12 protein-coding genes and 1 tRNA gene are annotated in these 17,008 nt (G+C 52.0%); 5 read left to right on the top strand and 8 right to left on the bottom strand.

Annotated elements, in window-relative coordinates:
• The first annotated feature begins 54 nt into the window (after positions 1–54).
• On the top strand, positions 55–684 hold the full coding sequence (locus ACHZCX_RS20820) for a heme-binding protein (RefSeq protein WP_319589127.1): 630 nt from the start codon (positions 55–57) through the stop codon (positions 682–684).
• A gap of 722 nt (positions 685–1,406) precedes the next feature.
• Complete coding sequence (locus ACHZCX_RS20815) at positions 1,407–1,598, top strand: ferredoxin (protein ID WP_319589126.1); 192 nt, start codon at positions 1,407–1,409, stop codon at positions 1,596–1,598.
• Positions 1,599–1,819: 221 nt separating this feature from the next.
• Here ACHZCX_RS20815 and ACHZCX_RS20810 read toward each other — a convergent pair whose 3' ends face one another.
• The 3 genes from ACHZCX_RS20810 to ltrA all read right to left on the bottom strand — a co-directional run bounded on the left by ACHZCX_RS20810 (position 1,820) and on the right by ltrA (position 7,563).
• Positions 1,820–4,657 (bottom strand): ATP-binding protein, encoded by a 2,838-nt coding sequence (locus tag ACHZCX_RS20810; RefSeq protein ID WP_319589125.1) that lies wholly within the window; start codon positions 4,655–4,657, stop codon positions 1,820–1,822.
• Positions 4,647–5,924 (bottom strand): extracellular solute-binding protein, encoded by a 1,278-nt coding sequence (locus tag ACHZCX_RS20805; protein ID WP_319589124.1) that lies wholly within the window; start codon positions 5,922–5,924, stop codon positions 4,647–4,649. The genes ACHZCX_RS20810 and ACHZCX_RS20805 overlap by 11 nt, the downstream gene beginning before the upstream one ends.
• A 385-nt stretch (positions 5,925–6,309) precedes the next feature.
• The gene (gene ltrA, locus ACHZCX_RS20800; RefSeq protein ID WP_319588811.1) at positions 6,310–7,563 is read right to left on the bottom strand and encodes a group II intron reverse transcriptase/maturase; all 1,254 of its coding nucleotides are present in this window, start codon (positions 7,561–7,563) and stop codon (positions 6,310–6,312) included.
• A gap of 606 nt (positions 7,564–8,169) precedes the next feature.
• Here ltrA and ACHZCX_RS20795 point away from each other — a divergent pair.
• Together ACHZCX_RS20795 and ACHZCX_RS20790 are read left to right on the top strand one after the other, a co-directional pair.
• The gene (locus tag ACHZCX_RS20795; protein WP_319589123.1) at positions 8,170–9,366 is read left to right on the top strand and encodes a tyrosine-type recombinase/integrase; all 1,197 of its coding nucleotides are present in this window, start codon (positions 8,170–8,172) and stop codon (positions 9,364–9,366) included.
• Entirely contained in the window at positions 9,278–10,165 is an 888-nt protein-coding gene (locus ACHZCX_RS20790; RefSeq protein ID WP_319589122.1) for a tyrosine-type recombinase/integrase, read from the top strand. The genes ACHZCX_RS20795 and ACHZCX_RS20790 overlap by 89 nt, the downstream gene beginning before the upstream one ends.
• Positions 10,166–10,693: 528 nt before the next feature.
• Here the strand turns inward: ACHZCX_RS20790 and ACHZCX_RS20785 are convergent.
• The 5 genes from ACHZCX_RS20785 to ACHZCX_RS20765 all read right to left on the bottom strand — a co-directional run bounded on the left by ACHZCX_RS20785 (position 10,694) and on the right by ACHZCX_RS20765 (position 15,754).
• Positions 10,694–10,767: transfer RNA gene (locus tag ACHZCX_RS20785), tRNA-Gln, on the bottom strand.
• Positions 10,768–10,870: 103 nt separating this feature from the next.
• Entirely contained in the window at positions 10,871–11,677 is an 807-nt protein-coding gene (gene amrB / locus ACHZCX_RS20780; protein WP_319589121.1) for an AmmeMemoRadiSam system protein B, read from the bottom strand.
• Positions 11,678–11,720: 43 nt separating this feature from the next.
• Positions 11,721–13,184, bottom strand: coding sequence for a cysteine--tRNA ligase (cysS, locus tag ACHZCX_RS20775; protein WP_319589120.1), 1,464 nt, complete (start codon positions 13,182–13,184; stop codon positions 11,721–11,723).
• 83 nt (positions 13,185–13,267) lie between these two features.
• Positions 13,268–14,497 (bottom strand): AmpG family muropeptide MFS transporter, encoded by a 1,230-nt coding sequence (locus ACHZCX_RS20770; RefSeq protein WP_319589119.1) that lies wholly within the window; start codon positions 14,495–14,497, stop codon positions 13,268–13,270.
• 126 nt (positions 14,498–14,623) lie between these two features.
• The gene (locus ACHZCX_RS20765) at positions 14,624–15,754 is read right to left on the bottom strand and encodes a TIGR03790 family protein (RefSeq protein WP_319589118.1); all 1,131 of its coding nucleotides are present in this window, start codon (positions 15,752–15,754) and stop codon (positions 14,624–14,626) included.
• 61 nt (positions 15,755–15,815) lie between these two features.
• On the opposite strand from ACHZCX_RS20765, the gene mutY reads away from it, so the two are divergent.
• A complete protein-coding gene (gene mutY, locus ACHZCX_RS20760) occupies positions 15,816–16,925 on the top strand; it encodes an A/G-specific adenine glycosylase (protein WP_319589117.1) in 1,110 nt (369 codons plus the stop codon).
• The last annotated feature ends 83 nt before the right edge of the window (positions 16,926–17,008 follow it).

Raw genomic sequence — 17,008 nt, 5'->3', positions numbered from 1 at the left:
GAATGATTGTGGGTGTTGGGCAAATATGCACGATACTCAACTTGGACGGCGAATATGGAATGTTTCATTCGAAAAATAGCAACAGCAGTCATCATAATAATTGGGGCAACGAATGTCATGGCAACGGAAGAAGCTCCCTATACAATGGTGGAAAAGGACAAGGCCTTTGAAATACGCAATTATGCACCACACATTCTTGCTGAGACCGTTGTCGAAGGAACGCTTGAAGAGGCAGGAAAACTTGCCTTCAACAAGCTGTTTCGATACATCTCCGGCGACAACAAATCGCGCGATAGGGTGGCGATGACAGCTCCTGTCTCGCAGCAGCCAACAGGAGAGAAAATCAAGATGACTGCTCCCGTGGGACAACAGGGTGTGCAGCAAGGCTGGGCGGTTAGTTTCATGATGCCAGCCTCGTACACTTTGGAAACCCTTCCAAAGCCAGAAGACCCACAGATCACGTTGCGTCAGGTGCCATCTCGTCGGGTGGCCGCAGTCCGCTATTCCGGGTTTTGGAGCGAGAAGGCTTATCTTCGAAACAAGCGTGAACTTGAGTCCTGGATTGTGCAAAAGGGACTCACTGCTGTGGGCGATCCCGTTTGGGCTCGGTATGATCCACCTTTCACACCGTGGTTTTTGCGACGCAACGAAATCCTTATCCCGGTGCGTGCAGTTAACGACTGAGCAAAATATTGGCTATCGATTCTCTTTCCGAGCACTAACAAAAACGCCAACTGCTGCCAGCTGTCGCTACCGCCACCAAGGACGGGTTCGACAGCTATTGCTTGTTTTTATTAAAAAATATCCAATTCAGTTACCCCTGTTAATGAACTCACCACCTGGCGAATATCATTTAAACATCACCTGCCTTTAGGATTAGTAGTTTCACATTTGCAATTCCCATCCTTCTTTTCACTGATTATTCGATCCATGATGGTCGAATGACGATTTTCAGTAAAATCCTTCTTTATATCTAACTCTGTATAATTAAAGCAGTAACAGATTATTTCATGGTCCATGCATCTCTCCGTCCATGCGAGGTTAATTGTTAGTGACTCCAATGAATATTTTTCAACAAGATCGTTTCTGATAGGATGTAAGAAATGGCCAATCTTCCGGTCGACATAAGTTTTATCGACGCCGATGACAAAGTAGCCTATTATTTGAACAGCATTATCCGCATTTCCCCTAGGAGTTCGGGGGTTATTGGTCGGGAAGTTCATCCACATTCAATATCTGGCCCTTAGAAATAAAAAAGGACGTATATGGGAGCCTTGAAGTCGGCCAGGATGCGACCCATGTTCCCTCGCTGCGAGGGGCAGCGTCGTTTGCTTGCGTGGGATTGATGGCGATGAGCGCCATTGCTTGAAAAATAAGAAAGACAGCCAAATCATGAGGAGAAAGCCATGGCACAGCAAGTAGTAATTGATCAGGAAGAATGTTTGGGCTGCGAAGCATGCATTGAAATCTGCCCGACGGTGTTTGATTTTGACGGTGATGCGGAAAAAGCATTTGTAAAAGACGACGCCAATGCTGACGAGTCATGTGTCGATGAGGCCATTGGGTCTTGCCCGGTATCGTGTATCAGCAAAGAATGAATGGCAACTGAGATCGGTCTTGCCTGGCAGTCTGCCCTTGTTCAGGGGAATGTCAGGCGAGATAGATTCTATCGGTTGAGCCAGCCAAACAGCCAACATGGAAGGTTTTTCAGAAATCTTGATTCTTCCACCACGCATAGCCGACCGGCATGGAGCGCAGCAGAATTGCCAGTACGAAGAGATGCGGTTCTTCGCCGAGAATCATTCTCTAAATTAACATGTTAGCCTTCCAGTGCCTCACGCAGTTTCCTCCCCAGGTCTTTCATTGAGAATGGTTTATGGATGAAGTGCATGCCTTCGTCCAGCACGCCATGGTGGGCGATAACGCTGGCCGTGTAGCCCGACATGAACAACCGTCGGATGTCCGGATAGATGGACAGCAGTGTTTTGGCCAAATCGCGTCCGTTCATCTCGGGCATGACCACATCGGTCAATAGCAGATCGATTCGGCCGGGGTGTTCCCGGGTTAGGCGGATGGCCTCACCCGGGGTTCCGGCTGCCAGCACGGTGTACCCGAGCCTTTCGAGCATTTCCGTGGTCATATCCAGGATCGTCGGTTCGTCTTCCACCAGCAAGACAGTCTCGCGGCCTCGCTCGTCTGGTTTATACGGTTCTTTTTCCGGCAACGGGACCGTTTTGTCCAGGTGGCGTGGCAGGTAAATCTTGAACGTTGTTCCTTTCCTAGGCTCGCTGTAGACATTTATGAAACCGTTGTTTTGCTTGACCACACCGTAGACCGTGGCTAGACCCAGTCCAGTGCCCTTGCCCATTTCTTTGGTGGTGAAAAAGGGCTCGAAGAGATGAGCTTGGGTCTCTTTGTCCATACCGCAGCCAGTATCGCTCACGGCCAGCAGGACGTAGTCGCCGGGGACAATGCCAGCGTGATGGGAACAATACTCCTCATCAAAAGAAGCTATGCTGGTTTCGATGGTGAGCTTGCCTGTATCAACGATAGCGTCCCGGGCATTTACGCAGAGATTGGTCAGAATTTGGTCGACCTGGATGGGGTCCATCTTGACCGGCCAGACTTCCTTGCCCGGGCGCCAAGCCAGGTCGATGTCCTCACCGATAAGTCGCAGCAGCATCTTAAGTACGCTTTCGATGGTGTCGTTGAGGTCGATCACCTTGGGGGATACGATCTGTTTACGGGCAAAGGCCAGGAGTTGCCGGGTCAGATCGGCGGAGCGCTGGGCAGCCCCTTGGATCTTCTCTAGGTTGGCATGCAGGGGATTGTCTGGCTCGACCCGCTCCATGGCCAGTTCCGTATACCCGAGAATAACCCCTAGCATGTTGTTGAAGTCGTGGGCGACCCCGCCGGCTAGACGGCCTACTGATTCCATCTTCTGGGCCTGATGGAGTTGGACTTCGAGTTTTTCATGTTCAATTTTTCGGCGGGCCTCTTCCTGGATGGCAAACAGAATCGGTGCCGTCTGCGCGGCCACGCTTTCCAGGAGGTCCCGGTCGTCCTTATCGTACCCCCCCGCCTTGTTGGCAACGACAAACAGGCCGATAAGGTTGTCGTTGTACACGATGGGGGTCGCTAGGGCGTTCTCCAGGGCCACATGCCCTTCGGGAACCTGGAGGTTTTCGTTGGAGATAAACGTCTGCTTCTCAAGCAGCGCCCGGCACCAAAGCCCTTTCCAGTTGGCTCGGGGGAAAACGATGCTCTTGTCGGCCACCTGGCATTGATCCCAGACGTCGCGCGTCAGGGTGGGACTGACAAGATCGCCGGCCTCATTGATGTACCCGAAAAAGCCGAACCGGCTATCCAAGGCCGTCAGGATGACATTGAGAACGTCGGCAAAGACTTCGTTCCGGGAAGAGGTTAGGAAAACGTTGGCGATCAGGTTATTCAGCTTTATAAAACGTTGTTGTCGTATAAGCGCCTCTTCCGCCTGCTTCCTTTCTGTGATGTCCGTCGCGATAACTGTGAACTCGCCTTCTGAATCATTAGGAACCATCGGTGCTGCCGAAAGAAGTATATCAACGCGCTGTCCGTCTTTCCGGAACCAGGTCGCCTCGGTCATCCCAGTGCCTTGTTGATCAATTTGCGCATTCAGCTTATTCCCGTTACTAAGATACTCTTCATCCGTCAGATACAAGAGACGAGTTCTCTGCCCAAGCAACTCTTCGCTGCTATACCCGGTCAAATCACACATTGCCGGGTTTACCGAAGTAAACACCCGTCTTTTAGTGAGGCCGATCCCTACGGGCGCGACTCTTAAGATACTGTTTAACTTTACTTCACTTGTCGCCAGACTCTCATCCGCAATTCTGCGATTCGTTATTTCGCTCTGCAAATCAAGCAGCATTCTATTGAACGATTCAGCCAAAACTCCAAGTTCATCACGAATGCCGTTGGGTGCGCTTACTTTAACAGCATCCAGATTATCAAGCGTTACGCCTTCGACCGCGGTCGTCAGCTCCGCGAGCGGCTTTTTCAGCAAACGAACAAATACCAGCTTGAAGATCAGCCATAACAAAGCGATTTCAACGACCGTCTTGATCCCCAGCATCAAAAAACTTGCCTTAACCCGGTTCAAAACGACCGATGAATTCGAATAGAGTGTCACCCGTCCCAAAACCCGCGGTTGTTGATTAACGGAATAGATGATCGGGAAATCCGCCTCGAATAGATCAAACCGATACGGTTTCCAGCTATGAACGTGTCCGTCATCGGGGGTGTATCCTAGCAGCTTAACATGCAGGCAAGTCTCCCCCTTGCCGTCTGCAGTATTTACAATACCGCACAGGGCGATGAGCTTACCGTTCGGATCGGCAATTTTCAACCCGACGATACCTGGCAACTCGACAATCCCCTCCACCGTAGAACGCAGCGCATCCTCGTCGAGATGCCATATCTGCCCGGCAAGGACGTGCTCAAACGAGGTTTGAATATTCGAAAATTCCTTACGGATGCTCTTTTCCTGATACCGATACTCGATAACCATCTGCGCGATCGTTAAACAAATAACGACCACGAGGAAGAATCCGAAAACGACACGCAACAATCGGGTCGCCAGCGGATGACTGATTCTTTGATCTAACTCACTTTTCATCGGTATGCCCATCCAAAGCAATTCCCTGTGTGGCCTCGTCCCATAAAAGCTTCATCCCATTGCGGTCCCGGTGGGAATAGGTTTTTAGCAAGATTCGATTCCTTTCATAGAAATTTGGGATTCCGAGTTTAAGCCGCCCAGCCTCTTCAGGAGTCAGGAACTCTTCAATATTGGTGATGACTGGAGTGAGAGACATGTAGCGCAGGATGTGCCCCATTTGATAGTCCGTCGTCAGCAGTTCATTGATGTATTCTTCCGCCACTGTTTTTAAAAAGGGTTTGTCCTGCAACGCCCAGGTAATTGCATAGTTATCAACCCAGCAAATGGTCCCTTCGGCAGGCTCAGCTATTTTCCATTGCTCGCCACGCGATTTAAGCGGTCCCAATGAATCGCCCCAGGAAACTGCCAGCGGCCGACCCGCTAAATTGTCAGGCTTATCCACTCCGATCCAGAACGAATGGGCATTCACGACGAGTGAGCGCAGCTTTTTTTTGAATTCCGGATTATTCAACGCATCGTAATCACCGATCAGTTTGCGCGGATAGCCCAAGGCCAGCGCCGTAATGTTGACATTGTAGATATACTCATTAGCCCCCAGGACATACTGCCCCTTAAACCGAGGATCCCAGAAGATATTCCAGCTCTGCGGCTCACTCTCAAGTAACGCGGTATTATAGGCCAGCCCATAGGGGCCTTGACTGACCGGAACTGCATAAACCTGTCTTTCACTGAATAGGTATTCTGCCATCCGCATGTCCGGGATTACATGTTTGAAATTGGGAATATTGGCAAGGTCGATTGGCAGTAAAAGCCGGTTCTGGATGTATTTAAAGCGCTCATCTTTATACGTATGATGCGTCATCATAACGACATCAACCGCCCGATCTCTTATCGCATCATAAAATTCTTCCCCCCCTTTGACGTAGGTGACTTGAAGTTTCACCGAACGCCCATGGCGGTTTTCGACCTGTTTCTCAAACCTCTCAATCCAGGCGCCCGGTGCGTGTCCCTCCCAAATCAGCAACCGCAACACATCGGGCTCCGCTTTAACGGACTCGGCCATCACCGATGAGGCCGGCAATCCGCCCTGGAGTGCTAAAAGCTGGGAATGGAGGGAGTCATCGGAAGACTCTGCAGCGAAGGCGATGGCGAGGAATAACAGCCAGCCGCAAGCGGCCAGGAGTACCAGGCAGGAGCGGACGGAAATCCACCCACCCAGCCAGGTGGCGGGGATGTCGAGATTATGGCGACAAGCGGTGAGTTTCATGGTTGGCCCGGTGGTTAGGGGTGATAAGAAGCCGCTTGCCAATACAGTTCTATAAAACAGGCATCCTGATCGATTCACTTGTATTTATTCGAATTTATCATATCTGGCATGACCATTATTGAAAAGTTTATTTATGCCTTGCGGCCTTGCAGTGTCACCTAACGGCGAACAAAGCTTGATACAGTTAATGCCTCCACTGCGAGATACCTCCAAGTCGCGGATCCTTTTGATCCTCAAGAAAACATTGCTGGCATATTGCGCTGAAACCCTTCTATGAGAGAGTATAGAAATTTGACACTGCCGGGTAAAGAGTCGAGTAGCCCGGGGGAGTCACACCCCCAGGCCCTCACAGATCCGGACGTGAGCCTCTCGACTCATCCGGCTCCTATTGTCCAACCGGAGGACGCATCCCCAGCAGCTGCCAATGGGCAAACAACTGAGGCTGACGAAGAGCTAAACGTCCTAACCAGTGAGTTGCTCTCCGTTGGCGCCCTCTCATATCCTTAAATTTTCTCATGACCCACTTCGTTATCATGCGATTCAGGATGTGAAACACCTTAAACATTTCGGACTTGTAAAAATTCGCATAATAATTGATCCATCCTCGCAGCTTGGGATTGAACATTCGCGAGAAATCCTTCAGGGATTTGTCAGTACGATTATGAATCCGCCAGCTTCGCATTTCGTCGCGTATTGACTTGGCAGCTTTGTTACTCATGGCAGGCAGGAACCCAACAAAGAAATTACCCGTTTTACTCTTCGCTACCCGTGGCCTGAATGTATAGCCCAGGAAGTCAAACGTGTGATTTGGGTAATCCCTTTGCCTATTGTCTTCCTTACAATAGACAATCTTGGTTTTCTCGGGGTGTAACTCCAGCCGACACTCCATAAGTCGCCATTCAATTGCAACCCATAGCGTTTTCGCTTGCGACTCACTACTGCAGTGACAAACCACATCGTCAGCATACCGCTCGAACGGAATTGCCGGAAAAGCACGTCCCATCCACTTGTCAAAGGCATAGTGCAAGAACAAGTTCGCCAACAAGGGACTTACAACGCCACCCTGGGGAGTTCCCTTGTCCCTCGTTACAACTGATCCGTCAGGGTGCTGAACCGGACACTTCAACCACCGTTCAACATACATCAGGACCCACCGGCAGTTTGTATGCTGCCGCACCGCCTTCATCATGAGCTCATGGTCGATATTATCAAAGAAACCTTTGATGTCGAGATCCAGCACCCACGGATACCGCCAACATCGTTGACGAGCTACCCCAACCGCCTCTATGGCCGACTTGCCCGGACGATAGCCGTATGAGTCTCCATGAAAATACGGATCCAAAAGGGGTTCCAGGAATTGCTTGACTACCATCTGAGCGATTCGATCTGCCACTGTCGGTATTCCCAACGGTCGCATCTTGCCATCGCCTTTCGGTATCTCAACTCGACGCACTGGAGGAGGAAAATAACTTCCTGAAGACATACGATTCCATAACTTGTAGAGGTTATTTTTCAAATCCTCTTCGAAGTCGGTTATCGACTGCCCGTCCACTCCAGCAGCTCCGCGATTTGCCTTTACTCTCTTGAATGCCTCCCAAACCTGATTCTTGGAAATTTGGAATGGCTTTGCTTCGTTCAAAAAGATCCTCCCATTTCTGGTTGTCTTCATGGCAAAAGCTGAACAATGTAGCCCCTTCGCTCCATCCCCATTACAGGGACTTCGTCACTACTACAGGCTACTCCGCCCCTGTGCTCCGCATCGGTACTCTCATCCTTACGGGGTCTCCATTTGGATTTCTCCCTTGTCATCGGAGCGACAGGTTCCCACGTTCCACACGAAAGCCAAGATCATGTTCACGCCACCTTTATGCCGGCCACCGTTCGGGCAATAAACAGGCTTCCCCCGAACTTATCCTGGGATGGAAATAGGTCCCAGTTTTGACAGCAACTTAAATTTTCGACACCTCATCAGTGGTTCAGTGTTATTCGTCTCCATGATCCATACCTGACCCAGTCTTGCCGAGCCTTTTCCCTTAACGCTCACCACCATGGCTCTTAACCACAGCAGCTTAAGGTGGTTTGAAGCCCGCTCCTGTAAGCCGACCCCGAGGGACCTACCCTCATCTTTCGTGCAGCCTCGTGGCACACTATTTCCAATTTATACGTAACAAAATAGAAGCCGAATATATGGTATAATTCGGTCATCAAAAGCCTGTTTTTTCGACAAAAGAAAAAGGAGGTTACTATGACCGAACAACATTGGACCCCTGCCAATTTTCAATCCAGCGAGTGGGTTGGTGTTCTGCAGGAAAAATACAATTCCATCAGCTTCCCTTTAGACACTCCAACAGAATCAAAATTTCTTAAATCCCCGCCAGCACCTCTTCCTCAAACAGATCGGTCACCGCCTGACCGGCAAACCAACAAAAAACGTCAAGAATTTGATCATCTTTCTTCTCGGATTACCGGCACTGGCCTGAGCGGTGCAGATCTGGCAGCAGGGTACATTCGAGAGAAATATCGCAATAATAATTCGATAGCAACTGTTAAACAAGCCAGTTATGTGGCCTTGTCCTTCCTGCATTTCCTGAACAAAACAGGTACTAATCTTTATAAGGTTACCCGCCAGGATATCTGTGCCTTCGTGGAGCATGAACAGGATCGTGGATTGAAGGCCAACTCAGTCATAAGCAACTTGAGGAGTGTGTATACGTTTCTCAACTTTCTGGTTGAGCAGCAGATTCAGACACAAGCAATTCTGTCCAAGAAAATCCATCTGAAGTTGCCTGATTCCTTACCCAGAGCCATTCCGCCGGAACATATCACTCTTTTGCTTTCAGCAACAAGCAACACTCGCAATCGCACCTTAATCCTCCTTTTGTTGCGGACAGGCCTGAGAATTGGCGAATTACTCAATGTCAAAGCCTCAGATATTATTCTACCGGAAAGGAAGATCCTGATTTACCTGGCAGAAAAAACCGACCAGGGCCGTGTGGTTTACTTCAGCTCGGACGCTGACATTGCCCTTCAGGAATGGCTGAAGATGAGAAACCAACAAAAGGACTACCTTTTTTACAGCTCGAAAAGAGAGAAGATTACATATGCGGCAGCGAGGAAGGCATTTGTGAAAGTTCTCGAAAGGGCTGACTTATCTCACTATGGATACAGTATCCATAGCCTGCGCCATACCTTTGCCACAGACATGCTGAATGCCGGGTTACGAATAGAGGTTTTACAGCAAATCCTTGGTCACCAATCAATCGAGATGACCTTGCGTTATGCAAGGCTATCGGATGCGACACGGGAAAATGAATATTTTCGTGCAATGACCGTTATTGAAAAAGGAGGGCATCATGCATCTCACCGAATCAGTACTCAATTACAGGCGGTATTTGAAGAGAAAAAACTACTCACCTCACACCGTGAAAAATTATCTGCATAGACTGCAGGGATTTTTCACATGGCTCTCGGTTCCTCTCGAATTGGCGAGTCCGGAGAATGTAAATGGTTATATAGACTTCCTGCTCGGACAACAACTCTCTGCCCAGACTATCAATGGCCATCTTGTCGTAATCAGAATGTTTTACGATTATCTGAAGGATGAAGGAGAGGTCCAGATAGTCAATCCTGTCCTCAGAGGCATGCTGTTACGAGTTGGCAGACCGTTACCCCGACATCTACGAGACATTGATGTGCCTATATTTTTTGACGTCGTCACAAGGCATCGGGACCTGGCAATATTTATGCTTATGTTACGATGTGGCCTCAGAGTTGAAGAAGTAGCTGATCTCACACTCGGTGCCATTGATTATCAGCGCAACCGGATCTTGGTCAAATCAGGCAAAGGAGGAAAGGATAGAGTCGTTTTTATCAGCAACGATGCCACCGACGCTCTGGCGGCCTATTTGCGGATAAGGTTTCACACTCATGAACAGAAAGTCTTTTTAGTTGAGAAAGGTATCCATAAAGGAAAGCCCATATCGGTTCGAGGCATCCAGAAACGGATTGAGTACTACTCAAAGAAATGCGGTATATCTGTATCATGCCATCAATTGAGACACACCATGGCAACCCAACTCCTCAACGCTGATGCAGACCTGGTCACGATTCAATATTTGCTCGGCCATACAAGGATCAAAACGACCATGAGGTATTGTCATCTTTCTAACATAAAGGTACAGCCCGATTATTATAAGGCCGTTGCCAGGGTAATAGAAAAAAGCAAAGACGCTCTCACATAGAGCACGAGGTATTAACCCGCCCCGCCAAGGGCCGGCTGCTCCGACGAGCAATAAGTAGATGCCCATTCTCGCAGCCGGCCCTTGGCGGGGCTCCCTCTCGGAAAAAACTTGACTTATTAGGAGCTAAAAGAGAAAATAGCATTAAGCAACAGCTTAATATAAAAAGAAAAAACAGGTTTTGTTACGTATACTTCCAATACATCGGAACCATGACCTGGCCTGCAAATTCCACAGGGAGAGTGCCCAGCAGCAACTGCTTCCTCTCTCAATCGATACTTGAAAGTGCAGCTTAAACTCAAGGAATATTTGTCTTGACCAAGGGGCCCAGTTTAAAAAAAATAGTTCTAAAACTCCCGCGAGGTTACTTTAAGCCCCAGGTGATCCCACCGTAAACATTTGAGAAATACTGGTAGGCATCTGCTGTGTCCTGAGGGGGATAATTGAGTTGAGTTGGTTGGGAGTGCACTAAATCTGCACTAAAAACGAAAAAAGCACTTGCCGAATTAACGGTAAGTGCTTGAATTTGCATGGCTGGGGGACAAGGATTCGAACCTTGATAAGCGGAGTCAGAGTCCGCTGTCTTGCCGTTAGACCATCCCCCAGCAAAGTGCTGGAGAAAATAGAAGGATTCATCCCGGTTGTCAAGGGAAAATCCATTGCTCACACGGGGTAAGCCAAACTCACCAAGGGAGACTGCTGCGCCTCTCAGGAGATGATTAATCCGGCATAGCCGACGACCTGGCTGGTATCTCCGCTGGCCTCGCCGGAATCGGTGTAACGAACCAGTTCAGCCTGGGTCGCACCCAACTCGAGGGCGGTCAGGAGAGCGATGGTGGTGGGAATAGCGCCGCACATTGAGATCCGGTTACCGAGTACGGTGGCATATAACCCCTGCGGGTCGAGAGCGAGAATCCGCTCGATCGCCAGGCTGTCCTTTTGAGTCGCTTGCTGCCGCGATTCATAGTGGCTCATGTCAGTCGAGGCCACGATCAGCACCGGTTGGCGATGCGTCCGGATCGCTGCGGCCAAATCATGGGCTACGGTCAGGCAGAGGGCGTAGGGGATGTGCGAGACGACCATTGGTACAATCCGAAGCTGCTGCTGCACCTGCTGGAGAAAAGGAACCTGCACCTCAAGCGAGTGCTCAAAAAGATGCGCTTCCTGGTCTTCGACAATGGCAGACGATTGCTGGAGGATAGAGGCCGCAAGGTGATGGTCGACCGGAACCACGCCCATGGGCATGCGCCAGTCCTCGGTGCCCAGAGCAAGGGCAGCACCTCGGCCGTGATGGTTAGGTCCCATGATCAGCACAGTCTCCGGCACCCGGATTTGACTGATGGTTGCCCCGGCGGTAGCCCCGGAATAGACATACCCGGCATGGGGCAAAACTACTGCCATCGCCTGCTTTTTCACATCTTCGGCCACCTCGGGCACGAGGATGTCCATGGCGGATCGCAACTGTTCAGGGTTTCCGGGATAAAAACGGTCGGCAACAGCGGGTGTGCGCGTCATGGGGGTTCTCCCTTGTCCTCACGACCCCAAGATGGGGCTGCAGTTATTTCTTCACTTCCCAGGTGGTGCCTTCGGGGCTGTCTTTGAGGACAATCCGATGTGCCAGCAGAGAGTCGCGGACCTTGTCGGAAGCAGCCCAATCTTTGGCGGCCCGCGCCTGATTGCGCTGAGCAATGAGTTGCTCAATCATCTCCTCACTCAGGTCGATCCCTACCATCTCCTTGGCTTTATTACCAGCTACCACTGCTGCCGGGTCCCGTTGGACTAATCCAAGCACCCCGGCTAGATCGCGGAAGACGGCTGCTGTGGTCCGCAAAAGTCCTAAATCTTCAACCGTCGGTTGTTCCGGCAGGGCCCGCAATATTTTATTCAGAGATTTGACGGTGTCAAAAAGATGGGCTAGGGCTTGGGCCGTGTTAAAATCGTTGTCCATGGCCTCATGGAACCGGGTTGTTAGCGTTTCCAGGCCAAGCCGATCCTGCTCAGCGATACTGGAAGGCCCGGCCGAACCTTCGGCGGGCAAACAATCAACCTGGGCTAAACACTCGTACATCCGCTCCAGACCCGATCGGGCATCCTGGAGCGCGGTTTCGGTGAAATCAAGCGGGTTGCGGTACTGGGTGGAAAAAATGAATAATCGCAGCACCTCCGGTTCGTACTGTTTGAGCACGTCGCGGATAGTTAAGAAATTCCCCAACGATTTCGACATCTTTTCATCTTTGATGGTGACGAACCCGTGGTGCATCCACAGGTTGGCAAAGGGCTTGCCCGAAGCACCGCAGCTCTGCGCAATTTCGTTCTCGTGGTGGGGAAAGACCAGGTCTTTACCGCCGCCGTGAATATCGAAGGTTTCACCCAGGTACTTGCGGCTCATGGCTGAACATTCGATGTGCCAGCCGGGCCGCCCCTCACCCCAGGGGCTGGGCCATTTCGGCTCGCCCGGCTTTGCCCCTTTCCAGAGGACAAAATCCATGGGATGCTCTTTCTTTTCGTTGACCTCGATTCGGGCACCCGCCTGCATATCCTCTAGTCCTCGACCGGAAAGGCGACCGTAGCCGGTGAACCGTTCCACCCGGAAATAGACGTCACCATTGGACGGATAAGCCATGTCCTTACTGATCAAATCCTCGATCAGGTTGATCATTTCCGGGATATGCTCGGTGGCCTTGGGCTCAAGATCGGGGCGCAGGGTGCCAAGGGCATCCATGTCGGTATAGAATTCGTCGATGAACCGCAAGGCCAGGCTGGCGCTGTCGATGCCCTGTTCGTTGGCCCGGTTGATGATCTTGTCGTCAATATCGGTAAAATTGCGAACAAAGGTAACCTGGAGGCCACGGTGACGCAGGTAGCGCACCACCATGTCGAACACCAGGGCGGAGCGGGCATGGCCGATATGGCAGTAATCGTACGAAGTGATGCCGCAGACGTACAGTTTAACATGGCCCTCTTCGATGGGACGGAGCGGCTCCTTTTTGCGGGTCAGGGTATTGTAAATTTTGATAGACATCTGTTGTTCCGATAGAATAATCAAGGGACGGGGTTGGCGAATAGTCTGCCTAATGTACTACAACCGGACAAGAACTCAAAATGTTATTGCGAGTCCCGCCGGTATTGCCCAGCCACCAGAGGCAGGAGCAGTAAACCTGGAATCGCGGCCACCGCGCATCCAAAAAAAAACAGGGGCCACCCCACGAGCTCGGCCAGCCAACCGGCCGGAGCGGCGATAATCACCCGTGGGATGCCCATGCAACTAGACAGCAGAGCATACTGTGTGGCGGTGAATTTTTTGTTAGTCAGCGAAGCCATATAGGCCACATAGGCGCAGGTGCCCATACCGCTGGTCAATTGTTCCAGAACGATCGCAACAATCAACCCGGTGATTGTGTTCCCCATAAGGGCCAAGGCAGAGAAGCTGAGGATGCTCACCGCCTGGAGGATGCCGAATATCCAGAGACTCTTGATGATGCCGATGCGCAGCAGAATGGTGCCCCCAACCAGCCCGCCGACGATTGTTGACCAGAAGCCGAAGAGCTTGGCCACTGCGCCGATCTGGGTCTTACTGAAACCGAGATCCAGGTAAAACGGCGTGGTCAGGGTCGAGGCCATCTGGTCGCCTATTTTATAGAGAAGAATAAACAATAGGAGCAGCAGAGCCCGGTCACGGTTGAAATAGTCAACAAAAGGCTCCACGACCGCTTCCCGGAAATTCCGTGGTGTGCCCCTGGTTAAAGGCGGCTCACGGCAGACGAGGGTCGTGACGATGCCGACAAGCAGCGAGGCCGCCATCAGCAGATACACCTGATCAAAGGAAAGATAATCAGCCAGAATGAGGCCGCCGCTCCCAGCAAGGAGCATGCCGACCCGGTAGCCGTTGACGTAGAAGGAACTACCCAGGCCCAGTTGGTTATCGCTTAAATCCTCACGCCGGTAGGCATCGACCACAATATCCTGGGAGGCGGAAAAAAAGGTGACGAAAAAGGCGGCTAGGGCGACCAGCCATGGAGTCTGTCCTGGATCGGTCAACCCCAAACCGATCAGTGCCAGGATTAACGTCAGTTGCATCAGCAACATCCACCCGCGCCGACGGCCTAAAAAAGGCAGGGTGAAGCGGTCGAAAATCGGAGCCCAGAGGAATTTGAGGGTATACGGCAGGCCCACCAGAGAAAAAAAACCGATCACAGTAAGATCGACGCCCTGCTCGGTCATCCACGCCTGGAGCACGGTGGAAGTCAGGAGCAGTGGTGCCCCACAGGAAAACCCCATGAGAAAGGCAACCAGCATGCGGGGGGAGAAGAGTTGGCGGGTCAGGCGAGCATCCATAATTGGTCCGGTAGGGGAGCGACGGCAAGCAGCAAAGGCTCTCTTCTACCATAACAGCCTTGTTTGCAAAGCATAAATCAAGCTTTCCCTTCGTCCGGGAAGGAGAAAAAGCGGCCAGTCCCATCTTTATCGGGGAGCAAAGGGTCTGTAGAGGGGATCGCCGATCAGCACCATCTGCCAGGACAGGAAGGGAAGGCTGATCAAATAGCTCTCGCCGAGACTGAGATAACCTTCGGTCAGAGCAGTGAATAAGAGCTCTGGCAGGGGAAAGCCCTGGACATAAGGTTCATAGACTGGCCCGATGGTCGCTGCCACCCCATCCTCGAGCATGCGTTTGCACCAGACCGGCGAGTCTTTCTGTTTGAGGGTGACGCATTCGGAACTGGCGATGTGAAACCCGATCGCGCCGCGCACCCAGTCAAAGGCATCGACGTACCGCCCCAGGCTATACCAGCCGCAATAGAGGGCGGCCTTTGGGAAGTCGCCCGGTTGAAAGAGCTCGTTGCGCTCATCGAGCCGCACCTCCATTCGCCCACCTTTGCGGACGTTTTCCGCAGCCGCGTGGAGGGAAGCGTCGTAGAGAGCATAACCTTCAAGATTGTTGCCAGCGGGTTTGGGCCAGCGGGCATCGAAATAGGCCCGGCCCTGCAACCCCTCCTTCTCGGCCAACAGGGCGTCATCAACCAGCCGCCGCACCGTGGCTGGGTCCGGGCCGTCGAGCCGGCTGACCATCAGCACCGCATCCCGCTTGAGCAGGGTAGACTGATCGCGAAAGCCAAGAAAATAGGGATTGGGCAACCAGCCTTCCAGGGAATAGTCATCGGTTAAAACCAGGGCCAGCTCGGAATCGACCGCTGCCCGTGTGTCCATCTTTTCGTCTTGGGATAGTTGCTTGGCCTCCTCCGATTCGGGCGAACGGATAGCCAGCGGCACGCCGTACATCACTACCAGGCAGCGGATGAGGCTGCCTGATCCAAGCTTGGCAAGGGCCTGCCGAACCGGTTTTCGGATCGCTTCGTTATACTCCAGCCGTGAACACCGTTCCTTCCCTGTGGTGTTGATCCGAACCAGATGCTCGATGGGAATCTGGCGCCGCTGCATATAATACTCGGCCAGTTCCAGGCTGTCGTTGGCCCTGACATTGGCAATCACCAGCACCTCGCCGGGTTCAAGCGCCTCGCCGGGGGCCGGATACAGAATAAGCCACACCAGAACAAGGAGTATGTTGACCGGATTTTGACTGGCGCGGATGTTCATGACAGCTTACCTTTGGGCCGATGTTGTTCACACATTCCACCCAACATAGAGGAAGCACACGGTGATTGACAAGGAAAATGCGGCGGAGATCGATGACTGGCGGCACCGGCTGCTCGAGTGGTTCGCCACTCACCAGCGCCCTTTACCCTGGCGGACGACCTATACACCCTATCACGTTTGGATCTCGGAAATCATGGGCCAGCAGACCCAGATGGAACGGGTGGCCCAGTATTTCATCCGATGGATAGAACGTTTTCCCGATCTCGCTTCAGTGGCCGCTGCTCCGGAGCAGGCCATTCTCAAGGCCTGGGAAGGGTTGGGGTACTACAGCCGCGCCCGCAACCTTCAGCGGGCAGCCGTCCGGCTTCTCGAGACCGGACCGGGAGAAGTGCCGGCGGATTACCAGCAACTGATCGATCTTCCCGGCATCGGTCCCTACACCGCCGGGGCTATCCTTTCGATTGCCTTCAATCTGCCCTATCCTTTGCTCGATGCCAATGTTGAGCGGCTGTTCGCCCGCCTGGCAGATATCGACCGGCCGCTCAAGCAAGGGACGACCAAGAAACGGCTGACAGCTATGGCCGAGACCCTGCTTGACCGAAAAAATCCACGCAATTACAATCAAGCCCTCATGGAACTGGGCGCCCTGGTCTGCACTCCGAAAAAACCGACCTGTGCTCTCTGCCCGGTGCAGATGCACTGCCGGGCCTACCGGGCTGACACCGTCGAATTCCGTCCCCTGCCCAACAGTAAAAAACAAAAAATCGACATCGTCATGGCCTGCGTTATTCTCCGCAGCGGCTCGGAATACTTTATTCAGCAACGGCTACCCGACGATATCTGGGGCGGTTTGTGGGAATTTCCCGGCGGCCGGCTTGAGGAAGGGGAGTCGGCCCGGGAAGCGGCGATCCGAGAAGTTATGGAGGAAACCGGATGGCAGGTCAGCGACATAGCCACCTTCACCACGGTTACGCACCATTACACGCGCTATCGTGTAACCTTGCATGGGTTTCTCTGCACGATCCCTCCCTGTTCGACGGAACCGGTACTGACCGCCGCCAGTCAGTGCGCTTGGGTATCCCTCGAGCAACTTTCGGAGTACCCGTTTCCCGCCGGACATCGCCAGCTGGTTTCCGCCCTTCACACTACTATTTTTCCGGAAATTAGGTAAATTTACCTATTGGTATTTTTCTTTTTATTTCAGAGGGATGACGTAAAAATAAAAATATAAAATACGATTTACCGGAAAAAAAT

The organism is uncultured Desulfobulbus sp. (genome assembly GCF_963662935.2).
Taxonomy (GTDB): Bacteria; Desulfobacterota; Desulfobulbia; order Desulfobulbales; family Desulfobulbaceae; genus Desulfobulbus.
Note: the sequence above shows the minus strand (reverse complement) of the source record. Positions and strands in the feature narration are given on the sequence as shown.

Bases quoted from the DNA above. Each gene is read 5' to 3' on its own strand.
- ACHZCX_RS20820 (WP_319589127.1), top strand. From the start codon at position 55: ATGGAATGTTTCATTCGAAAAATAGCAACAGCAGTCATCATAATAATT.
- ACHZCX_RS20815 (WP_319589126.1), top strand. From the start codon at position 1,407: ATGGCACAGCAAGTAGTAATTGATCAGGAAGAATGTTTGGGCTGCGAA.
- ACHZCX_RS20810 (WP_319589125.1), bottom strand. From the start codon at position 4,657: ATGAAAAGTGAGTTAGATCAAAGAATCAGTCATCCGCTGGCGACCCGA.
- ACHZCX_RS20805 (WP_319589124.1), bottom strand. From the start codon at position 5,924: ATGAAACTCACCGCTTGTCGCCATAATCTCGACATCCCCGCCACCTGG.
- ACHZCX_RS20795 (WP_319589123.1), top strand. From the start codon at position 8,170: ATGACCGAACAACATTGGACCCCTGCCAATTTTCAATCCAGCGAGTGG.
- ACHZCX_RS20790 (WP_319589122.1), top strand. From the start codon at position 9,278: ATGCATCTCACCGAATCAGTACTCAATTACAGGCGGTATTTGAAGAGA.
- amrB (WP_319589121.1), bottom strand. From the start codon at position 11,677: ATGACGCGCACACCCGCTGTTGCCGACCGTTTTTATCCCGGAAACCCT.
- cysS (WP_319589120.1), bottom strand. From the start codon at position 13,184: ATGTCTATCAAAATTTACAATACCCTGACCCGCAAAAAGGAGCCGCTC.
- ACHZCX_RS20770 (WP_319589119.1), bottom strand. From the start codon at position 14,497: ATGGATGCTCGCCTGACCCGCCAACTCTTCTCCCCCCGCATGCTGGTT.
- ACHZCX_RS20765 (WP_319589118.1), bottom strand. From the start codon at position 15,754: ATGAACATCCGCGCCAGTCAAAATCCGGTCAACATACTCCTTGTTCTG.